This window comes from Sinorhizobium sp. CCBAU 05631 (assembly GCF_002288505.1).
In the GTDB taxonomy this organism is placed as follows: domain Bacteria; phylum Pseudomonadota; class Alphaproteobacteria; order Rhizobiales; family Rhizobiaceae; genus Sinorhizobium; species Sinorhizobium fredii_C.
This window is the reverse complement of the sequence record NZ_CP023063.1, coordinates 2,173,216-2,191,671: the sequence shown is the minus strand read 5'-3', so window position 1 is coordinate 2,191,671 and position 18,456 is coordinate 2,173,216. Positions and strand designations below refer to the sequence as shown.

At 62.4% G+C, this 18,456-nt stretch carries 16 protein-coding genes and 1 riboswitch; of the genes, 8 read left to right on the top strand and 8 right to left on the bottom strand.

What is annotated here, in order from left to right; all coding sequences use genetic code 11:
* Positions 1–62: 62 nt before the first annotated feature.
* The 6 genes from SS05631_RS10785 to SS05631_RS10760 all read right to left on the bottom strand — a co-directional run bounded on the left by SS05631_RS10785 (position 63) and on the right by SS05631_RS10760 (position 5,982).
* The gene (locus SS05631_RS10785) at positions 63–536 is read right to left on the bottom strand and encodes a 6,7-dimethyl-8-ribityllumazine synthase (protein ID WP_037415315.1); all 474 of its coding nucleotides are present in this window, start codon (positions 534–536) and stop codon (positions 63–65) included.
* 88 nt (positions 537–624) lie between these two features.
* Positions 625–888: riboswitch (FMN riboswitch) on the bottom strand.
* Positions 889–1,004: 116 nt separating this feature from the next.
* Complete coding sequence (locus tag SS05631_RS10780) at positions 1,005–2,066, bottom strand: ABC transporter ATP-binding protein (RefSeq protein ID WP_037415318.1); 1,062 nt, start codon at positions 2,064–2,066, stop codon at positions 1,005–1,007.
* Between the two features lie 4 nt (positions 2,067–2,070).
* Positions 2,071–2,859, bottom strand: coding sequence for an ABC transporter permease (locus SS05631_RS10775; protein ID WP_037415320.1), 789 nt, complete (start codon positions 2,857–2,859; stop codon positions 2,071–2,073).
* Positions 2,856–3,737, bottom strand: coding sequence for an ABC transporter permease subunit (locus SS05631_RS10770; protein WP_037415323.1), 882 nt, complete (start codon positions 3,735–3,737; stop codon positions 2,856–2,858). The genes SS05631_RS10775 and SS05631_RS10770 overlap by 4 nt, the downstream gene beginning before the upstream one ends.
* 70 nt (positions 3,738–3,807) lie before the next feature.
* The gene (locus SS05631_RS10765) at positions 3,808–4,911 is read right to left on the bottom strand and encodes an ABC transporter substrate-binding protein (protein ID WP_037415326.1); all 1,104 of its coding nucleotides are present in this window, start codon (positions 4,909–4,911) and stop codon (positions 3,808–3,810) included.
* 192 nt (positions 4,912–5,103) lie between these two features.
* A complete protein-coding gene (locus SS05631_RS10760) occupies positions 5,104–5,982 on the bottom strand; it encodes a MurR/RpiR family transcriptional regulator (protein WP_037415327.1) in 879 nt (292 codons plus the stop codon).
* A gap of 170 nt (positions 5,983–6,152) precedes the next feature.
* Between SS05631_RS10760 and SS05631_RS10755 the strand changes: the two genes are divergently transcribed.
* The 6 genes from SS05631_RS10755 to SS05631_RS10730 all read left to right on the top strand — a co-directional run bounded on the left by SS05631_RS10755 (position 6,153) and on the right by SS05631_RS10730 (position 13,698).
* Positions 6,153–6,926 carry an N-formylglutamate amidohydrolase gene (locus tag SS05631_RS10755; RefSeq protein ID WP_037415330.1) on the top strand — a complete coding sequence of 258 codons (774 nt, stop codon included), beginning with the start codon at positions 6,153–6,155 and terminating at the stop codon, positions 6,924–6,926.
* 106 nt (positions 6,927–7,032) lie between these two features.
* On the top strand, positions 7,033–8,580 hold the full coding sequence (locus tag SS05631_RS10750; protein WP_037415333.1) for an amino acid permease: 1,548 nt from the start codon (positions 7,033–7,035) through the stop codon (positions 8,578–8,580).
* Positions 8,581–8,674: 94 nt separating this feature from the next.
* Positions 8,675–10,039: a glutamine synthetase family protein gene (locus SS05631_RS10745; protein WP_037415336.1), complete on the top strand. Its 1,365-nt coding sequence runs from the start codon at positions 8,675–8,677 to the stop codon at positions 10,037–10,039.
* Positions 10,040–10,251: 212 nt separating this feature from the next.
* Positions 10,252–11,637: an aldehyde dehydrogenase family protein gene (locus SS05631_RS10740; protein WP_037415341.1), complete on the top strand. Its 1,386-nt coding sequence runs from the start codon at positions 10,252–10,254 to the stop codon at positions 11,635–11,637.
* Positions 11,634–12,779, top strand: coding sequence for an iron-containing alcohol dehydrogenase (locus SS05631_RS10735; protein WP_037415342.1), 1,146 nt, complete (start codon positions 11,634–11,636; stop codon positions 12,777–12,779). Before SS05631_RS10740 ends, SS05631_RS10735 begins: the two co-directional genes overlap by 4 nt.
* Positions 12,780–12,981: 202 nt before the next feature.
* Complete coding sequence (locus tag SS05631_RS10730) at positions 12,982–13,698, top strand: ParA family protein (protein ID WP_037415343.1); 717 nt, start codon at positions 12,982–12,984, stop codon at positions 13,696–13,698.
* 173 nt (positions 13,699–13,871) lie between these two features.
* On the opposite strand, the gene SS05631_RS10725 is transcribed toward SS05631_RS10730, so the two are convergent.
* Both SS05631_RS10725 and SS05631_RS10720 read right to left on the bottom strand, forming a co-directional pair.
* Positions 13,872–15,161 carry an FAD-binding oxidoreductase gene (locus SS05631_RS10725; protein WP_037415350.1) on the bottom strand — a complete coding sequence of 430 codons (1,290 nt, stop codon included), beginning with the start codon at positions 15,159–15,161 and terminating at the stop codon, positions 13,872–13,874.
* Between the two features lie 179 nt (positions 15,162–15,340).
* The gene (locus SS05631_RS10720; RefSeq protein WP_037415353.1) at positions 15,341–16,777 is read right to left on the bottom strand and encodes a L,D-transpeptidase family protein; all 1,437 of its coding nucleotides are present in this window, start codon (positions 16,775–16,777) and stop codon (positions 15,341–15,343) included.
* Positions 16,778–17,025: 248 nt separating this feature from the next.
* On the opposite strand from SS05631_RS10720, the gene SS05631_RS10715 reads away from it, so the two are divergent.
* Both SS05631_RS10715 and SS05631_RS10710 read left to right on the top strand, forming a co-directional pair.
* Positions 17,026–17,868, top strand: coding sequence for a DUF4432 family protein (locus tag SS05631_RS10715; protein ID WP_037415356.1), 843 nt, complete (start codon positions 17,026–17,028; stop codon positions 17,866–17,868).
* Positions 17,869–17,940: 72 nt separating this feature from the next.
* Positions 17,941–18,279, top strand: a complete 339-nt coding sequence (locus SS05631_RS10710; protein WP_037415359.1) for a TIGR01244 family sulfur transferase — start codon at positions 17,941–17,943, stop codon at positions 18,277–18,279.
* Positions 18,280–18,456 lie beyond the last annotated feature (177 nt).

Below are 18,456 nucleotides of genomic sequence, written 5' to 3'. Positions count from 1 at the left end.
GCGAGGCAAAAAAGGGCGCGCCAGCCGGCTGCGCCCTCTCCTTTGCGTCGATTTGCAGTCCGTCAGGCGTTGACCAGCGCCAACTTGGCGCGCGCGTCGAGAATTTGTGCGCAGGCATTCGCAGCTTCTTCGCCCTTGACGACGAAATGGTCGCGGAAGAAGGCGATCAGCGGCTCGCTTTCCTGGAAGTTGTGCGGCGTCAACACTGCGGAGAGCACCGGCACGTCCGTGTCGAGCTGGACGCGCATCATGCCGTCCAGCACGATTCCGGCGACGAAGTCGTGGCGATAGATGCCGCCGTTGACGACGAAGGCGGTGCCGAGGATTGCCGAATAGCGTCCGGTCTTGGCGAGCTTCTGCGTATGCAGCGGAATTTCCAGCGCTCCCGGCACGTCGAAGATCTCGACGTCGGCCGCGTTGCCGCCGAGCTTCGACCACTGGGCGACGAAGGCGTCGACGCACTGGTCGACGATGTCGGCGTGCCAGCGGGCACGGACGATCGCGATCTTGGTGGAGGGGTGGGAAAGAATGGTCATGGTCTCAAGCCTTTCAGGGTTGGCGTTTGTTCCAATGATCCCGTCGGGCGAACATGCATGCACGACAACCCCGCGAAGGGTTCGCACTGCTTGCTCTCTTCCATCCGGACTGTGACCGTCGGCTCCGGAATCTGACCGGATCTGCTGACCTTCAGACACTGCACAGTTCCTTAAATCGAGATCGATTTAAGGACAGAATCATGCAGCAACTCAAAGTGCTACAGCGACCTTTGCGCGTCCATGGACGCGCGGAGCTGCATTGCCTGAAGCGCTCGCGGGCTTCGATCATCAGACCGCTGGTCCGCCGATCGCTACCGCCGGTGGGGAATTTCACCCCGCCCTGAGAACGCGTGCGACTATATACGGAGAGCAGCGCCCGTCAAACGCAGGCTCCGACAAAAATGCGAGAAATCACGACAGATTTTTCCGGGAAAGATCGAGGCCGGAACGAAATCGTTCCGGCCATCACTACTCGCGGATGACCAACAGGTCCTTGGCGGCGAAGCGCAGGCTGACATTCTCGCCGGCAACAGGCGGTGTAATGCCCGGATCGTTGAACATGTCGAACGAGATGACATCATCGCCAACCCGCAGCTTGGTGCGGATGACCGAGCCGAGGAAGCTCGTCGAGACGACTTCGCCGGGCAGCGCGGTATCGCCTTTGGAGCCCTCGGCGATCGAACCCGCCTCCGGCCGAAGCGCCAGCGAAATGCTGTCCCCGCCCTTGAGGCCGGCAATCGGCTCTTTCAGGGCAATCCGCTGCCCGCCGATGGTGACCGCACCGGTGGCGGGATCGGCGACCTTGCCCTCGATGATATTGAGCGTTCCGACGAAGGAAGCGACGAAGCGGGTCGCCGGCGTGTTGTAGATCTCGAACGGGGTGCCGATCTGGTCGGCGCGGCCGGCATTCATCACCACGATCCGGTCGGAGATCGACAGCGCCTCCTCCTGGTCGTGGGTGACGAACACCGTGGTGATGCCGAGCTGCTGCTGGATCTGCCGGATCTCTTCGCGCAGCGAGATGCGAATCTTCGCATCGAGCGCCGAGAGCGGCTCGTCGAGCAGCAGCACTTGCGGCTTCACGGCAAGCGCGCGGGCGAGCGCCACACGCTGCTGCTGGCCGCCGGACAGTTGATAGGGGAAGCGGTCCGCCAGGTGCTCGAGCTTGATGAGCCCGAGCATCTGCTTCACCCGGATATCGATGTCCGTTTTGGTGGCGCCGGCGACCTTCAGGCCGAAGGCGACATTGTCATGGACGTTCATGTTGGGAAACAGCGCATAGGCCTGGAAGACCATGCCGATATTGCGCTGGTTCGGCTTCAGAGCGCCCTGGTCCTGGCCGTTGATGACGATCGAGCCGCCGGACGGCGTCTCGAAACCGGCGATCATGCGCAGGATCGTGGTCTTGCCGCAGCCGGACGGGCCGAGGAAGGAGACGAACTCGCCCTTTTCGATGCCCATGTTGAAATTATGAACGACCTGAACCGGGCCGAAGGATTTCTGAATATTGGTCAGTGTCAGGAAAGCCATGTGATCAAGCCTTGGGCGAAGCGGATTTCTGGAAGCGGGAGACGAGCTGGATCAGCCCCATGCTCAGCCACGTGATTGCGAAAGCGATGACGGCGAGCGCCGAAGGCTCATAGGCCTTATTGGCGCCGACGAGCTGCAGATAGGGACCGAAAGCCGGGCGGTTGAGCAGCGCCGCCATGGTGAATTCGCCCATGACGATGGCGAAGGTGATGAAGGCGCCGGAAAGCACGCCGCTCATCACATTCGGGAAGATGCAGCGGAAAAGGATCGTCGGCCATTTGGCGCCGAGGCTTTCGGCGGCCTCCGTCAAAGTCCTGACGTCGATCGCCCGCATCGCCGTGTCGACGGCGCGGTACATGTAGGGAAGCGACAGGGTCATGTAGGAGAACATCAACAGCGCGTTGGTGCCGGAGGTCGAACCGGTGAGCGGCAGGATCGACGAGGAATTGTAGAGCCTCAGATAGCCGAAGACGATAACGATAGCCGGAATGACGAGCGGCAGCAGCGTGACGAACTCGACGATCGGCCGCACCTGCGGCAGGCGTAGCCGCACCCAGTACGCCGTCGGCACGACGAGCAGCATGCCGAAGACGATCGTCAGTACGGCCATCAGCATCGAATAGCCGAAGGTCTCGCGAAACTGGATGTCGGAGAAAACCGACTGGTAGGCGTCGAAGGAATAGGCGCCGCGTCGCATGCGCAGCGAGAACTCCAGCGTGCCGAGCAGCGGAATGATGAAATAGCTGGCTCCGATGGCGATGGCGATCCAGGCGCCGAGGCGTTGTGCTTTCATTTCTGCCACCGTTCGGCGCGCATGCGCAGCCAGATATAGAGAATGTTGGAAATGCCGGTGATGACGATCATGCCGAGGGCCAGCGCATAGCCGAGATTGGGGTTGTGCAACACGTCGCCGCGGATCTGCGCGTAGAGCAGGATCGGCACGATGTTGAGCGAACTGCCGGTCAGCGCGTAAGCCGTGGCGATGGCGCCGAAGGCATTGGCGAAGAGCAGGAGAGTCGTGCCGAGCAGGCTCGGCCAGAGGATCGGCAGCGCCACCATGCGCCAATATTGCCAGGTGGAGGCGCCGAGGATTTCGGCCGCCTCGCGCCACTCTTTCTTGAGGCCGTCCAGCGCCGGGGTGAGGATCAGCACCATCAGCGGGATCTGGAAATACATATAGGTGATGGTGAGGCCGAAGAAGCTCAGGAGATTGAAACCGGTTCCGTAAAGATTGAAGCCGAACCAGTCGCGCAAAAAGACGGTGACGAGCCCGGTGCGGCCGAGCGTCGAAAGAAACGCGAAAGCGAGCGGCACGCCCGCGAAATTGGAGGCGACGCCGGAGAAGGTCAGCAGGCCGGAGCGGATCCAGTTCGGAACTCCGCCGAGCACGACCGCCCAGGCGAGGAAGAAGCCGATCAGCGCGCCGCCGAGCGAGGAGGCGACCGACACGCGGATCGAGATCCAGTAGGCGCTCATGATCGTCGGCGTGAAGAGATCGGCGAGATTCTTGAACGTGAAGGTTCCTTCGGGCGTCAGAAAGGCGCCGGTGACAAGGTAGAGCGTCGGAACGATCAGGAACATCAGCGCAAAAATCGCGAACGGGGCTATCCCGAGCCAATCGATGACCGCTCGTTTGTTGATCAGGGGTGCGGTTGCTGTTGTCGTGGTCATGAAGGCTTCGATGTTCCTCAGTCAAATGAAACAGCCTCCCCGCCGATCGAGCGGGGAGGCATGGCAATGATTACTGAACGTTGGCGCCGACCACGCTGTCCCACTTGGTGGTGATCGCTTCCTTGCCCTTGGCCTGTTCCTCGAGCGTCGGGAATACGGCCTTTTCATAGGCAGCTGCCGGCGGCAGCTTGTCCAGCATTTCCTGCGGGATCTTGCCGTTCTTGGCGAGATCGTTGAAGCGGATCGGGTGGCAATAGCCCTTCAGCCAACCGAGCTGGCCTTCGTCCGAGTAGAGATATTCCATCCACAGCTTGGCGGCGTTCGGATGCGGGGCGAAGGCCGAGATCGCCTGCACATAGACGCCGGCGACGACGCCCGACGCCGGAACGACGACTTCGACCGGCGGGTTGCCGTTCAGGCTGTCGCGCCAGGAGAGACCGTTATAGTCCCAGGCGATGATGATCGGGGTCGAGCCCTGTGCGAGCGAAGCGGACTTGCCGATGACCGGAACGAAATTGCCGGCCTTGTTGACTTCCGCGAAGAAGGCGAGGCCTGCTTCACCGGCCTTGGCCGCATCCTTTTCGCCAGCGGCGAGACCAGCGGCGTAGACGGCCTGCACGGCCTGGTTCGAGGCGCGCGGGTCGCCGGCGAGAGCGACCGCGTTCGCGTAGTCCGACTTTTTGAGGTCGGCCCAGTCCTTCGGCACTTCCTTGACGATATCGGTGTTCACGACGAAGGAGAGAACACCGTAATAGTCGCCGTACCAGAACCCTTCCGGATCCTTGGCGCTATCCGGGATCGTATCCCAGGTCGAGACCTTGTAGGGCTGGATCAGGCCTTCGGCCTTGGCAGAGGGGCCGAAGGACAGGCCGACGTCGATCACGTCGGGTGCCTGCGGGCCGGTATTGCCCTTGTTGGCCTTGATGGCTTCGATCTCGTCGCCGGAACCGGCGTCGGGGTTCAGCTCGTTGACCTCGATCCCGTACTTCGCCTTGAAACCGGCGATGAGATCGCCATAACCGCACCAGGTGTGCGGCAGCGCAATGGTGGTGAGCGTGCCTTCCTTCTTGGCGGCGGCGATGAGCTCTTCGCTCGGCTCGGCAGCGGCCACGGCCGTGGTTGCCAGCAGAATGGCGGTCGAGAGCGAGAGCAGGCGTTGAGTCTTTGAAATCACTGGCGTTCTCCTTATCGGTTTTCAGTCAATTTCGGCGATGCTGTTAAAGCGGCGCGATGAAACTTGTGTGACAGGCCATTTTCCCGTTTGCGGCGAGAACGCCGCCTCGGGAGGTGGGTGTTCCAAGCGGTGTACGGCGCGCCTTGCACCCCCATTTCTTCCTCCGGACATTCAGTCTTCGACCGGTACCTCCTAACCTGGCTTGCGAAAGATGCGGGTCGAATCGAAGAGCCCTTCGAGCGTCCTCATCCGGTCCCTGGTTTCGTCCCAATTCGAGCTCTGCACCGCTTCGATCAGCGCCTCGACGAGGAACAGCAGCATGACCGAACTATCCCAGGCCGAGGGGACTTCGATCTGAGCGCGGAAGACCTTGGAAGCCGACTTAGCGACGGGCGAACCCCATTGGTCGGTAAAAAGGATGATCTCGACGCCGCGGTTGCGGGCGGAGCGGGCGAGGGTCTCCATTTCCTGTTCATAGCGACGGATGTCGAACAGGATCAGAACGTCGCCCTGCTTCATATCGAGCACGTAGTGCGGCCACGAGCTCGGATTGGCGGCAATCTGGGTGACGCCCGTGCGGATGACCTGGAGATGGGTGAAGAGGTAATCGGCCGTCGAGCGGGTGATGCGGCCGCCGACAAGATAGAGGTTGCGCTTGCGGTCGGCGATGAGGGCGGCCGCCTGGTCGAATTCGACCGGCTCCAGCTGGGACAGTGTCTGGCGCATATTGCCCATGATGGCATCGGCAAAGCGGTTGAGGATGTGGGTGCCCGGTGCGCTGGCCGCCCAGCGATCGTGCTTGGCTATCGGATTGGAGATCGTCGCCTCCAGCTCCTGGTGGAGCCTCGCCTGGAAATCGGGAAAGCCGCGAAAGCCGAGCTTCTGCACCATGCGCGCCACGGTCGGCGTGGAAACGCCGGCGTTCTCGGCGACCGTCGTGATCGAGCCGAGGCCGGAAACCGGATAGTTGTCGAGAAGTGTCTCCGCCAAACGTTTCTCGGCGCGCGTCAGCACCGCGAAATGCGCGTTGATCACATCCGACACCGTCATGGATGCCGTGTTGCCGTTCAATGTCGTGCCCCTCAGCCGGTCTTTGCCAGCTTGAAGGAAATTAAACATCGCGGGCGTAACCGAAGTCAATGGGAAACTGAAAAGATCGTTTCAAATTTTGATTGACACCCGTCGATTCGTGAAGAATTCTTTTCAGCAACATCGTCTGACGAGGCAAAGGGGAGCCGGTTTTGACGGGGCTTTTGACCCAGGCAGAGGGCGGTCCGGTCGCCATCGAGAGTGCCGATGCGAAGGGAGATTTTCTCTTCGTCTGCGAACACGCGTCGAGCCGTCTGCCCGAGCGCCTCGGAACGCTCGGCCTTTCCGAGGAAGCGCTCGCCAGCCACATCGCCTGGGATCCGGGAGCGCTGGCGGTTTCCAAGCTCCTTGCGGGGAAGGTGGATGGAACGCTCATCTATCAGCGTTTTTCACGCCTCGTCTATGACTGCAACAGACCGCCGGAGTCCGACGCCGCAACGCCGGTCGTCAGCGAGGTCTACGAGGTTCCGGGAAACCGGGTGATGTCGGCGTCGGAGCGCCAGGCGCGCGTCGACGAGATCTATCAGCCGTTCCGCGACGCGGTGTCCGCGTTCATCGCCGGTCGCAAGGCGGCGGGGCGGCTTCCGATACTCGTCACCATGCACAGCTTTACGCCGGTCTATTTCGGCAAACGCCGCAGCGTCGAGATCGGCATCCTGCACGATGCCGACGGCCGGCTCGCCGACCGCATGCTGGCGGTCGCGACGAGCGGGGAGGTTGCATACGACATCCGTCGCAACGAGCCCTACGGGCCGACTGACGGCGTAACCCATAGCTTGATAGAATACGGCGTCCGTTACGGGCTGCCGAACGTGATGATCGAGATCAGGAACGATCTCATTCGCACCGAAGCCGGCCAGAGGGTCATGGCCGACTATCTGGAGGGGCTGCTCGCAAAAAGCGTAGCCGCCCTTCCGAAACAATAAAAGACCCAGGGGAGCGGCAAAGCCGCGGTCCTGTTCCGGTGCCGGAACAGGTGGTGACGTGACCTTTCGCAATGGCGCGCCGGGTCAGGAGAAACAGGGGAAAGAGATGTCAGACTATACCGAAACCGATAAGAAGCAGGATATGCACATCCTGCATTCGATGGGCTATGCCCAGGAACTCGAGCGGCGAATGAGCCAGTTCTCGAATTTCGCCGTATCCTTCTCGATCATCTGCATTCTTTCGGGGGGCATCAATTCGCTGGCGCAGGCGACCGCAGGTGCGGGCGGAGCGGCGATCGGCATCGGCTGGCCGCTCGGATGCTTCATCTCGCTGGTCTTTGCCGTGGCTATGGCGCAGATCAGCTCGGCCTATCCAACCGCCGGCGGCCTCTATCATTGGGGATCGATCCTCGGGAACCGCTTCACCGGCTGGCTCACGGCCTGGTTCAACCTCCTCGGCCTGGTGACCGTTCTCGGGGCCATCAACGTCGGCACCTATTACTTCTTCATGGGCTCATTCGGGACACCCTATTTCGGCCTGGAAGATACGACGACGACCCGCATCGTGTTCCTGGCGATCATCACCGGCGGGCAGGCGCTGGTGAACCACATGGGAATCGGCCTAACCGCGAAGCTCACCGACTTTTCCGGCTATCTGATCTTCGCCACCGCGATCCTGCTGGCGATCGTCTGCCTCGCGGCGGCCGACAGCTATGAGATCGGCAGGCTGTTCACCTTCTCGAATTATTCCGGCGAGGCGGGCGGCAATGTCTGGCCTGAGACCTCCGGAACCTGGGTGTTCCTGCTCGGCCTGCTGCTGCCGATCTACACGATCACCGGCTATGACGCTTCGGCGCATACGTCGGAGGAGACCGTCAAGGCGGCGGAATCGGTGCCGCGCGGCATGGTCTCCTCCGTGCTTTGGTCGGCGCTCTTCGGCTATATCATGCTATGCGCCTTCGTGCTGATGATCCCGAACATGGACGAAGCCGCCAAGCAGGGCTGGAACGTGTTCTTCTGGGCAATGGACGCGCAGGTCCATCCGCTCATCAAGGACATTCTCTACCTTGCCATCTTCGTCAGCCAGTGGCTGTGCGGCCTGGCGACGGTGACCTCGGTTTCGCGCATGATCTTCGCCTTCTCGCGTGATGGCGGTCTACCTGCCTCAAAGGCACTCTCGAAGGTAAGCCCCACCTATCGCTCGCCGGTTGCTGCGATCTGGACGGGCTCGATCCTTTCGGTGCTGTTCGTCTGGGGTTCGTCGCTCGTCTCGATCGGCGAAACGCCGGTCTATACGATCGTCGTCTCCTGCACGGTCATCTTCCTGTTCTTCTCCTTCGCAATCCCGATCACGCTCGGTCTGTTCGCCTGGGGAACGTCGAAGTGGGACAAGATGGGGCCGTGGAATCTCGGCGAAGGGATATTCAAGCTGTTCGCCATCCTGTCGATCATCGCCATGGTCCTGATCTTCGTGCTCGGCATTCAGCCGCCAAACGACTGGGCGCTCTACATCACCGTCGGCTTCCTCGTCGTCACCGGCATCATCTGGTTCGGTTTCGAGAGCCGCCGCTTCCGCGGGCCGCCGATCGGTGACGAGGTCGCGCGCCGCCAGGCGGAGATCGCTGCCGCCGAGAAGGCCGTCGGCGAAGTCTGAGAAGATGGAAAGAGGGCGGAGATCGCGCTTGCGATCTCCGCTTCGTATTAGCGGCTATGGGAACGGCCGCGCCGAAACATGGGATTGTACTTTCATGAGCTACTCGTTCGAGGAACTGAAAGAGGATGTCGCCAACGGGCGTATCGACACGGTGCTCGCCTGCCAGGTGGACATGCAAGGCCGCCTAATGGGCAAGCGTTTTCACGCCCAATATTTCGTCGATAGTGCTTGGAAGGAAACGCATAGCTGCAACTACCTGCTGGCGACCGACATCGAAATGGAAACCGTGCCCGGCTACAAGGCGACGAGCTGGGAGAAGGGCTACGGCGACTACACGATGAAGCCGGATCTTGCGACGCTTCGGCGCATCCCCTGGCTGGAAGGCACGGCGCTGGTTCTCTGCGACGTGCTCGATCATCATACGCATGAGGAAGTGCCGCATTCGCCGCGTGCCATCCTCAAGAGGCAGATCGCACGGCTCGAGGCCATGGGCCTCAAGGCCTTCATGGCGAGCGAGCTCGAATTCTTCCTGTTCGATCAGTCCTACGAGGATGCGCGGCTTTCCGGATACCGCGACCTGCATCTCGCCAGCGGCTACAACGAGGACTACCACATCTTCCAGACGACCAAGGAAGAGGATGTGATGCGGGCGATCCGCAACGGCCTTCAGGGTGCGGACATTCCGGTCGAGAATTCCAAGGGCGAAGCATCCGCCGGCCAGGAGGAAATCAACGTGCGCTATGCCGATGCGCTGACCATGGCCGACCGGCACGCCATCATCAAGAATGGCTGCAAAGAAATTGCCTGGTCTCGGGGCAAGGCGATCACCTTCCTCGCCAAGTGGAACTATTCCGCCGCCGGCTCGTCGTCGCATGTCCACCAGTCTCTGTGGAGCGTCGACGGCAAGACGCCGCTGTTCTACGATAAGGAGGGGCAATACGGCATGTCCGAGCTGATGCGGCAGTACGTGGCCGGATTGCTCGCCCATGCGAGCGAGATCACTTATTTCCTGGCGCCCTACATCAATTCCTACAAGCGCTTCATGGCCGGCACCTTCGCGCCCACAAAGGCGATCTGGAGCAAGGACAACCGCACCGCCGGCTATCGCCTGTGCGGCGAAGACACCAAGGCGATCCGCATCGAATGCCGCGTCGGCGGCTCCGACCTCAACCCCTATCTCGCCTTCGCCGCCTTGGTCGCGGCCGGCATATCCGGCATCGAGAACAAGATGCAACTGGAGGCGCCCTTCGTCGGCGATGCCTATCAGGGCAAGGAGGTGCGCGAAATTCCGCATACGCTCAGGGCGGCAACCGAAGCGCTGACGGGTTCGAAAATGCTGCGGGAAGCGTTCGGCGAAGAGGTCATCGACCACTATGCCCGTGCGGCTCGGTGGGAGCAGGAGGAATATGACCGGCGGGTGACGGATTGGGAGGTCGCGCGCGGATTCGAGAGGGCGTAGGGAATCCCCTCCGTACGAGGGTCTACCCCTCCCCAACTCCTCCCCACAAGGGGGAGGGGCTTCGCGGCGGCACCGTCTTGCCCACCCCGGCGTTTTCGCGAGTTGCGACGCTTCAGGCAGCGAGGCGAGGGTGCGGCAGTGTAGCCCCTCCCCCTTGTGGGGAGGGGTTGGGGAGGGGTCATTATTTTGAAAGCAGAAACAGGAAAACGATCATGACGATGATCAGATGCATTTCGCCGGTGAATGGCGAGGTCTTTGCCGAGCGGCCCGCACTGCCGCTGGAGCTCGCCAGACAGGCGGTGGCGCAGGCGCGGCTCGCGCAGAAGAGCTGGGCGAAGCGGCCGCTCGACGAGCGCGTCAAATTGGTGCTCGCCGGTGTGGCCCGACTCAACGAGATGGTCGACGACGTGGTGCCCGAACTTGCCTGGCAGATGGGCCGTCCGGTCCGCTACGGCGGCGAGTTCAAGGGTTTCAACGAGCGCTCGAATTACGTGGCCTCCATCGCCGCAGATGCGCTGAGGCCGCTTGTCGTCGAGGAGAGCGACCGCTTCGAGCGGCGCATCGAGCGCGAGCCGCATGGCGTCGTCTTCGTTATCGCGCCCTGGAACTATCCCTACATGACGGCGATCAATACGGTGGCGCCGGCGCTGATGGCCGGCAACACGGTGATCCTCAAGCATGCCAGCCAGACGATCCTCGTCGGCGAGCGCATGGTGCGCGCCTTCGTCGAGGCGGGCGTGCCGGCGGATGTCTTCCAGAACCTTTTCCTCGACCACGACACGACCGCGGCGCTGATTGCCGCGAAAAGCTTCGATTTCATCAACTTCACCGGCTCGGTCGAAGGCGGGCGCTCGATCGAGCGCGCGGCGGCCGGCACCTTCACCGGGCTCGGCCTGGAGCTTGGCGGCAAGGATCCCGGCTACGTGATGAAGGACGCCGATCTCGATGCGGCTGTCGATACGCTGATGGACGGCGCCACCTACAATTCCGGCCAGTGCTGCTGCGGAATCGAGCGCATCTACGTGCATGAGTCGCTCTACGATGCCTTCGTCGAGAAGTCGGTTGCCTGGGTCTCCAACTACAAGCTCGGCAACCCGCTCGATCCGGAAACGACGCTCGGACCCATGGCCAACAAGCGCTTTGCCGCGACCGTTCGCAACCAGATCGCCGACGCCGTGTCGAAGGGCGCCAAGGCGCTGATCGATCAGAAGCTTTTTCCTGAGGACGACGGCGGCGCCTATCTCGCGCCGCAGATACTCGTCGATGTCGATCACTCGATGGAGTTCATGCGCGAGGAGACCTTCGGTCCAGCCGTCGGCATCATGAAGGTGAAGAACGATGCCGAGGCGATCGAACTGATGAACGACAGTCAGTATGGTCTCACCGTCTCGCTCTGGACCAGGGACGCCGAGCGCGCCGCCCGCATCGGCCGGGAGCTCGAAACCGGCACGGTCTTCATGAACCGCGCCGACTATCTCGATCCGGCACTCTGCTGGACCGGGGTCAAGGAGACGGGCCGCGGCGGCTCGCTTTCGGTCCTCGGCTTCCACAATCTCACCCGTCCGAAATCCTTCCATCTGAAGAAAGTCACAGCATGACGATCACCGCCAACTGGAGCTATCCGACCACCGTCAAGTTCGGCGCCGGCCGGATCAAGGAGCTTGCCGACCATTGCAAGGCCGTCGGCATGAAGAGGCCGCTGCTGATCACCGACCGCGGTCTGGCGCCGATGGCGATCACGCAGGGTGCGCTGGATATCCTGGAAGCCGGCGGTCTCGGGCGTGCCATCTTCGCCGAGGTCGACCCGAATCCGAACGACGTCAATCTCGAGGCGGGGATCAGGGCCTTCAAGGATGGCGGCCATGACGGTGTCGTTGCCTTCGGCGGCGGCTCGGGCCTCGACCTCGGCAAATGCGTCGCCTTCATGGTCGGTCAGACGCGGCCGGTCTGGGACTTCGAGGACGTCGGCGACTGGTGGACGCGCGCCAGCGTCGAAGGCATTGCGCCGATCATCGCCGTGCCTACAACGGCGGGAACCGGCTCGGAAGTCGGGCGCGCCAGCGTCATCACCAATTCGGCGAGCCATGTGAAGAAGGTGATCTTCCACCCGAAGTTCCTGCCGGCCGTGACGATCTGCGACCCGGAACTGACGGTCGGCATGCCGAAGGTGATCACGGCAGGCACCGGCATGGACGCCTTTGCCCATTGCCTGGAGGCCTATTCATCGCCCTTCTATCATCCGATGTCTGCCGGCATCGCGCTCGAAGGCATGCGGCTCGTCAAGGAATACCTGCCGCGCGCCTACAAGGACGGCACGGATATCGAGGCGCGCGCCAACATGATGAGCGCGGCGGCAATGGGCGCAGTCGCCTTCCAGAAGGGGCTTGGTGCGATCCACTCGCTCTCGCACCCGGTCGGCGCCATCTACAACACCCATCATGGGATGACCAATGCGGTGGTGATGCCGCCGGTGCTGCGCTTCAATCGGCCGGCAATCGAGGAGAAGATCGCGCGGGCTGCGGCCTATCTCGGCATCGCCGGCGGGTTTGACGGCTTCTATGACTATGTGCTGCAACTGCGCGAGGAACTCGGCGTGCCGGACAAGCTCTTCGCGCTCGGCGTCGGCACTGACCGAATAGGCGAGATGGCGGAAATGGCGATCGTAGACCCGACCGCCAGCGGCAATCCGGTGAAACTGACGCTCGACGCCGCGAAGAAGCTCTTTGCCGAGTGCATCTGAGCCATCGCGTTAATTTTTCCAAGGCCCAGGGAAGCGTTGATTTCCCGGGCTTTTTTGTTGGGAAGCCGCAAGCCGTCGGCTGCGCCGGTTAATCTTTGCCAGCCAAAGTTTCCATTTTGTTAACCATCTTCTGAAAGGTTCTGTTAACCGAACCTGCACCCGAGCCCAGGCGACGGGGGCACTGAGAGAATGAGGTGACAAGATGGCGGTCATTACTTTGGCCAACGCAAAGGGCGGCGCCGGCAAGACGACGGCTGCCCTGATCCTGGCGACGGAACTGGCCCGGCAGGGCAACCGCGTGGTGATCCTGGATGCGGATCCGCAGCGATGGATCACCAGCTGGTCGGAAGCCTCCGGTCACATCGCCAATCTCGAGGTGATCTCGCACATTACGCCCGCCTCGTTGCCCTGCCATATCCGCGAACTGAAAGACGAGGCCGATTACATCGTGGTCGATCTCGCCGGTGCCAGGGACGCGATCGTCGCGCTGGCACTCGGGCTTTCAGATCAGGTGCTGATCCCGGTGCAGGGCTGTGCCATGGACGCGCGCGGCGCAGTCCAGATCCTGGAGCTCATTCGCCAGATCGAACAGAAGGCCAGGGTGTGCATCAACCACTCGGTGGTCCTGACGCGCGTCAATTCCCTGGTGACGACGCGGGCGCTGCAGGCGATCAAGGCGCTGCTCGCCTCGCGCGGCGTTTCTGTCCTCGACACGCCGATTATCGAACGCGCCGCCTATCGGGAGATCTTCGAACTGGGCGGCACCTTGGAGACCATGGACCCAAACCGCGTCAGCAATCTCGACAAAGCGCGCGAAAACGCGTTCGCGCTCGCCAGCGAGGTGCAAAGCCTGCTGCCGGTAACGCCACGCCGTGCCCTTATGTCTCGCTTGCGCTCGGCCCTGCCTCGCGCGGCCTGAAGCGGGCGGCCCCTATTGCCTCCCAAGGCCGGCCGGAACTGGCCTACAGCGCCGCGCGTCTTATCAGACGCGCAAAGGTCGTTGTAGCACTTAGAATTGCTGCTTGTCTTTGTCCTTGAATCGAGGTCGATTCAAGGAGAGATGCAGTAGGCCGTTCCGGTCGAAATCTTCCGTCAGAACCGCCTGTCGATGAAATGCTTGGCCTGGGCGCCGGCATGATAGAAGGCGGATTTGAGGTTCCGCCAGGGATCCGGCGTGATCGGGGTCTCGGCGAGCGGGATCGCCGAGACGTCGCCCGTGACATGCCGGGCAAGGGCGCGGCCGAAGACCGTGCCGGGGGCGATGCCGCGGCCGTTGTAACCGCTGACGGAAACGACATTCGGCGCCAGCGCGTGCATGACCGGCAGGTGATTGGTCGTCATGCCGATCCGGCCGTCCCACCAATATTCGAAGCGGAAATCGCCGATATAGGGGAAGAGCTTGCGCACCGAGCGCGCCGCGAAGGCGCGATGCGTCCCCGCGGCCATGGCGTCGAGGCGGCCGATCGAGCCGAAGATCAGCCGGTTCTGCCGATCCATGCGGAACGACGTCATGACGAGGCCCGTGTCCCAGGCGCCCTGGCGCTCGGGGAGGATGCGGCCCGCGACATCGTCAGGCAGCGGATTGGTCGCGAATTGAAAATAGGGAAGGACCGTGAGTTCCTGCGTCTGTGTCCTCCATGGCGCGCCGTTCACGAGCGCGCCATAGGCCTCGGTGGCGACGATGACATGCCGGGCCGTCAGCGTGCCGCGGCCGGCCGAAAGCTTCCAGGCGTCGCCGCTGCGCTCGGCGGCAACCAGCGGCGTTTCCGTGAAGATCTGGGCACCTGCCTTCAGCGCCGCCCGAGCCAGGCCGCGCGCATAGGCGAGAGGCTGGATCGTGCCGGCCCGCCGGTCGAGCAATGCGCCAGTAAATCCTTCGGCGCCTGAAAGCATCTTGGCCTTTTCCGCCGAAAGCGCTTCGACCGGGGCGCCCAGCTTCTGCCATTGCGCCTCGCGCGCGGTGATCTCCTTGAGCCCCTCGGGTCCGACCGCCATGTGCAGCGTTCCGTTGCGGACCGCTTCGCAAGCGATGCGATGACGCTCGACAAGGTCATAGACAAGCGAGGGGCCGTTCCCGAGCTCGCTCAACAGGCGGCCGCCGGCCTCCGCGCCGAGCGTGGCAATGAGGTCGTCCGGCTTCACCCACATGCCGGCATTGACCAGGCCGACATTGCGGCCGGAACCGCCGAAGCCGATCATGCGCGCCTCGATCACAACGGCCTTGACGCCCATTTCGGCGAGGTGAAGGGCGGCCGAGAGCCCGGTGAAGCCTCCGCCGATAATGGCCACATCTGCAGCCATGTCACCGCTGAGGCGGCCTGTTTCGGGTGCGGCTGGAGCCGTTGCATGCCAGAGGTTGGGAAGAGGGCGCTCCGTCGCCATTGCGGGCCATTCCTTTGCGGTAATCGAGGGATTCCTTTGCCTTTGATAGAACCAACGGGGCAAAGTTCTTCATGACAATGTTTCATAAAGTCATGAAGTCCGACAATGCCGGGCAAAGCGAACAGAAACGGGCGCGGATGACCGCGCGGCTCCGCCTGACTCAGCCCATCCGACAGCTCTCAATAAGGATTCAAGACATCCTCAGAAACCGGAGCGCCCGGCTCGTCGATGAACTCGACGGTCACGCCAACGCTGACCATCTTTCCGAGTTCGGTGGCGTCCCAATTGGTGAGCCGGATGCAGCCGTGGCTCTGCGTTTTGCCGATCTTCGATGGATCCGGCGTCCCGTGAATGCCGTAGGTCGGCCTCGAAAGCGCTATCCAGACGGTGCCCACCGGGCCGTTCGGTCCAGGCTGCAGCGTCAGGATCTTGTCATTGGCGCCCTGCTGGAAATTGATCTTCGGATTGTAGGTGTAACCTGGATTGAAGGCTATCCGCTCGACCGAGACCGTGCCCGACGGTGAAGGCGTATCGGCAGAACCGATGGTAGCGGGGTAGGCGGCGATGAGCTTGCCGGCATCGTCATAGGCGAAGACCTGCTTGCGCCCCTTGTCGGCGATGATCCGCGCCACCTTGCCGGATTTGTTCGCGCCGGGATTGATCACCTTGATCGTCGTACCAGGGATGGAGAAGTCGACGCCCGGGTTGAGTTCGCGCAGGTAGTTCTCGTCCATATGGAATTTCTCGCCCAGCATCTCGGCCGTGGAGGTGAAGGAGAGATGCGGGAGCTGCGCCTTGTGGGCATAGTCTTCCGGGATCGCGGCGACATAGGGCCCGGCTGCGTCGGCAGCGGTGATCGTGTAAGTGGTGATAGGCAGGCCGCCATTGAAGCGCAGCCGCTCGAGAATGTCCTCGGTATTGTTCGGGTCGAGCTTTTCGCCGGTCGCCTGCTGAAAGGCCTCTATCGCCTTGGTGACGTTGGAGCCCATCTTGCCGTCGATGACGCCCGGCGAGAAGCCTTCGCGGTCGAGGAAGACCTGGAGGGCGGTGATTTCGGCCCGCGATTTGCCCTTCATCTCGATCGCCGGCGGCATCGGCTGGCCGAGTGGATCCTGATACTGCGGATCGTAGGCGGCCTGTTCTTCGCCAAGGCTCGGAAGGCTGTTCGGCAGTTCCTCGCGTTCGACCGGGGCGGGCGTCGCGTCGCGATAGTCGGGAACGGTGCCGGTGTATTCACCGGGCTCTGAATAGCCGTAGCCGCGCTCCCGCTCGTTGGAATACCCGTCATCGCCGTATTGTCGGCGGCGCACGTCGTAGCCGTCATTCGGGACGACGGTGGCGACGATATTTCCCCAGGGATCCACGAGCACCGTACGGCCGCGGCGGTCGCGCATCGCCTGTACCTCGTCCGGTCCGGGCATGTAGTCGAGAATATCGCCCTCGGGAGTGACCAGCATCACATCGCCGCCGCCCCAATAGCCGCCATAGCCATCCTGGGCGCGGGCGGGCACGAGCTCCACTGCGAGAAGGCCGAGTGCGGCGAGAAGCGAAAGGCCGGTGCGGGTCGCTGACAAGTTGGAACCTATTTTCATGGTGGCTGCTTTGCGGCGGTACATACCGATTCCGACGTTAATGTGAAAAAAATGAATTCATCATGAACGATCCCTTAAAATCTAGTTAGGCGAGCTTCCGAGCGGTTGCAACACGGGAACTCTGTCAGAGGACGGGAATGCCCTCCAACCGCGTTGAATTTATAACGTTTTTCCTCGCGGAAGGTTCAATCCAAAAGACCGGCCACTTCAGTGGGGCGACTGCGCTATCATACCTCACGATTCGTGATTCTGAGTGCGGCCGGGAGGCGAGAATGGGGACCATCTTGAGCGCCGACAATGGCCTGGAGAGCCATCTCCTGTTCGACCGTTCCTCGGCGCTTGATATCGCCGCTTTCGTCACAGAGGGCACAGATCTCTCGCCGGGAGAGGCGATCCCCTCCGACGGCGACCCGCGGATCGACCGGGCTCTGGCCGGCTTCCTGTTCACCTGCGGTCCCGACCATATCCGCCATCCGGAGCCGATCGCGGGGCGTGACGATAAGGTACGCTACCCATTGCACGGGTCGCTTGCCGGTACGCCGGTCAGCCGGACGGAGATGTCCGCCGATGGTTCGCGCTGCTCGGCGGTTACGGAAGTCGACCTTGCCTGCGGCGGCAGGGCGGCGGTCGAGCGCGTTTGGCAGCTCCACGGGAACGGGCATGGCGTGATGCTCAAGGACCGTGTCGTCAATATCGGCGCCTCCGCCTTCGCGCCGATGATGATGTACCACATGAATATCGGCGGCCGGCTGCTTGGCGATGAAACGCGGATCGACAGTGCCTCGGTGGAGGGCGGGTCAATTGCCTGGCGGTTCGGGGAAGGCGAGAGCGCGCATTTCTGCCGGAGGGCAGTCGCCGGCGAAGACCGCTGGGCCGAGGTTACGCTGTCCGCTCTGCCCGGGCTTCAAGGGCGCGCCTTAAATGTGCAATTCCTGGCCGACACGCTGCCTTTCCTGCAGATGTGGCGCTGCCAACGCGGCGGTGCGAATGTCCTCAGCATCGAGCCGGCGTCGCACCGAATTGCCAAGCGGGTGGAACTCTCGGCCGCCGGCGAGCTCGGTCTGCTTAAGCCCGGACAGTCACGCGACTACGCGCTTACCTTCGGCGTCGTCTGAGATCGCTTCGCGATTGACGCCGCCGGGCCTGCGGCCTACACCAAGGCAACGCAGTCTTGAGGAAGCGACATCATGGACATTCGCCAGATCAACGATGAATACTCGGTCTCCGGTCAGATCACGGTCGAGGACCTCGACGAGATCAAGGCGCTCGGTTTCAAGTCCATCGTCTGCCACCGTCCGGATTTCGAGGCTCCCGACCAGCCGACCTTCGACGCGATTGCCGCGCGTGCCCAGGAACTCGGGCTGGACATCGCCCATATCCCGGTCGGCCCGATGGGCGTGACCGCCGATGCGGTGACCCGCATGGTCGACGCGCTCGACGAATTCGAGCGCCCGATGCTTGGCTATTGCCGCTCCGGCGCCCGCTCGACGGCCGTCTACCAGCAGACGCAACATATTCGCAGCTAGACCCGCGATCGTGCGTTCGGCGGCAAAGGTCGGACGGGCGAACGACCGCTTTTCACTGTTTCCAGCCGGTATTCGGTGCTATATTGGATTTGTTCGATCGAGGGTGCCGGCGCCCTTTGAAGATCGTTCGCTTGAAGCGCGCTTGGCCCAAACAAGCGCGCTTTCGCGTTTCTGACG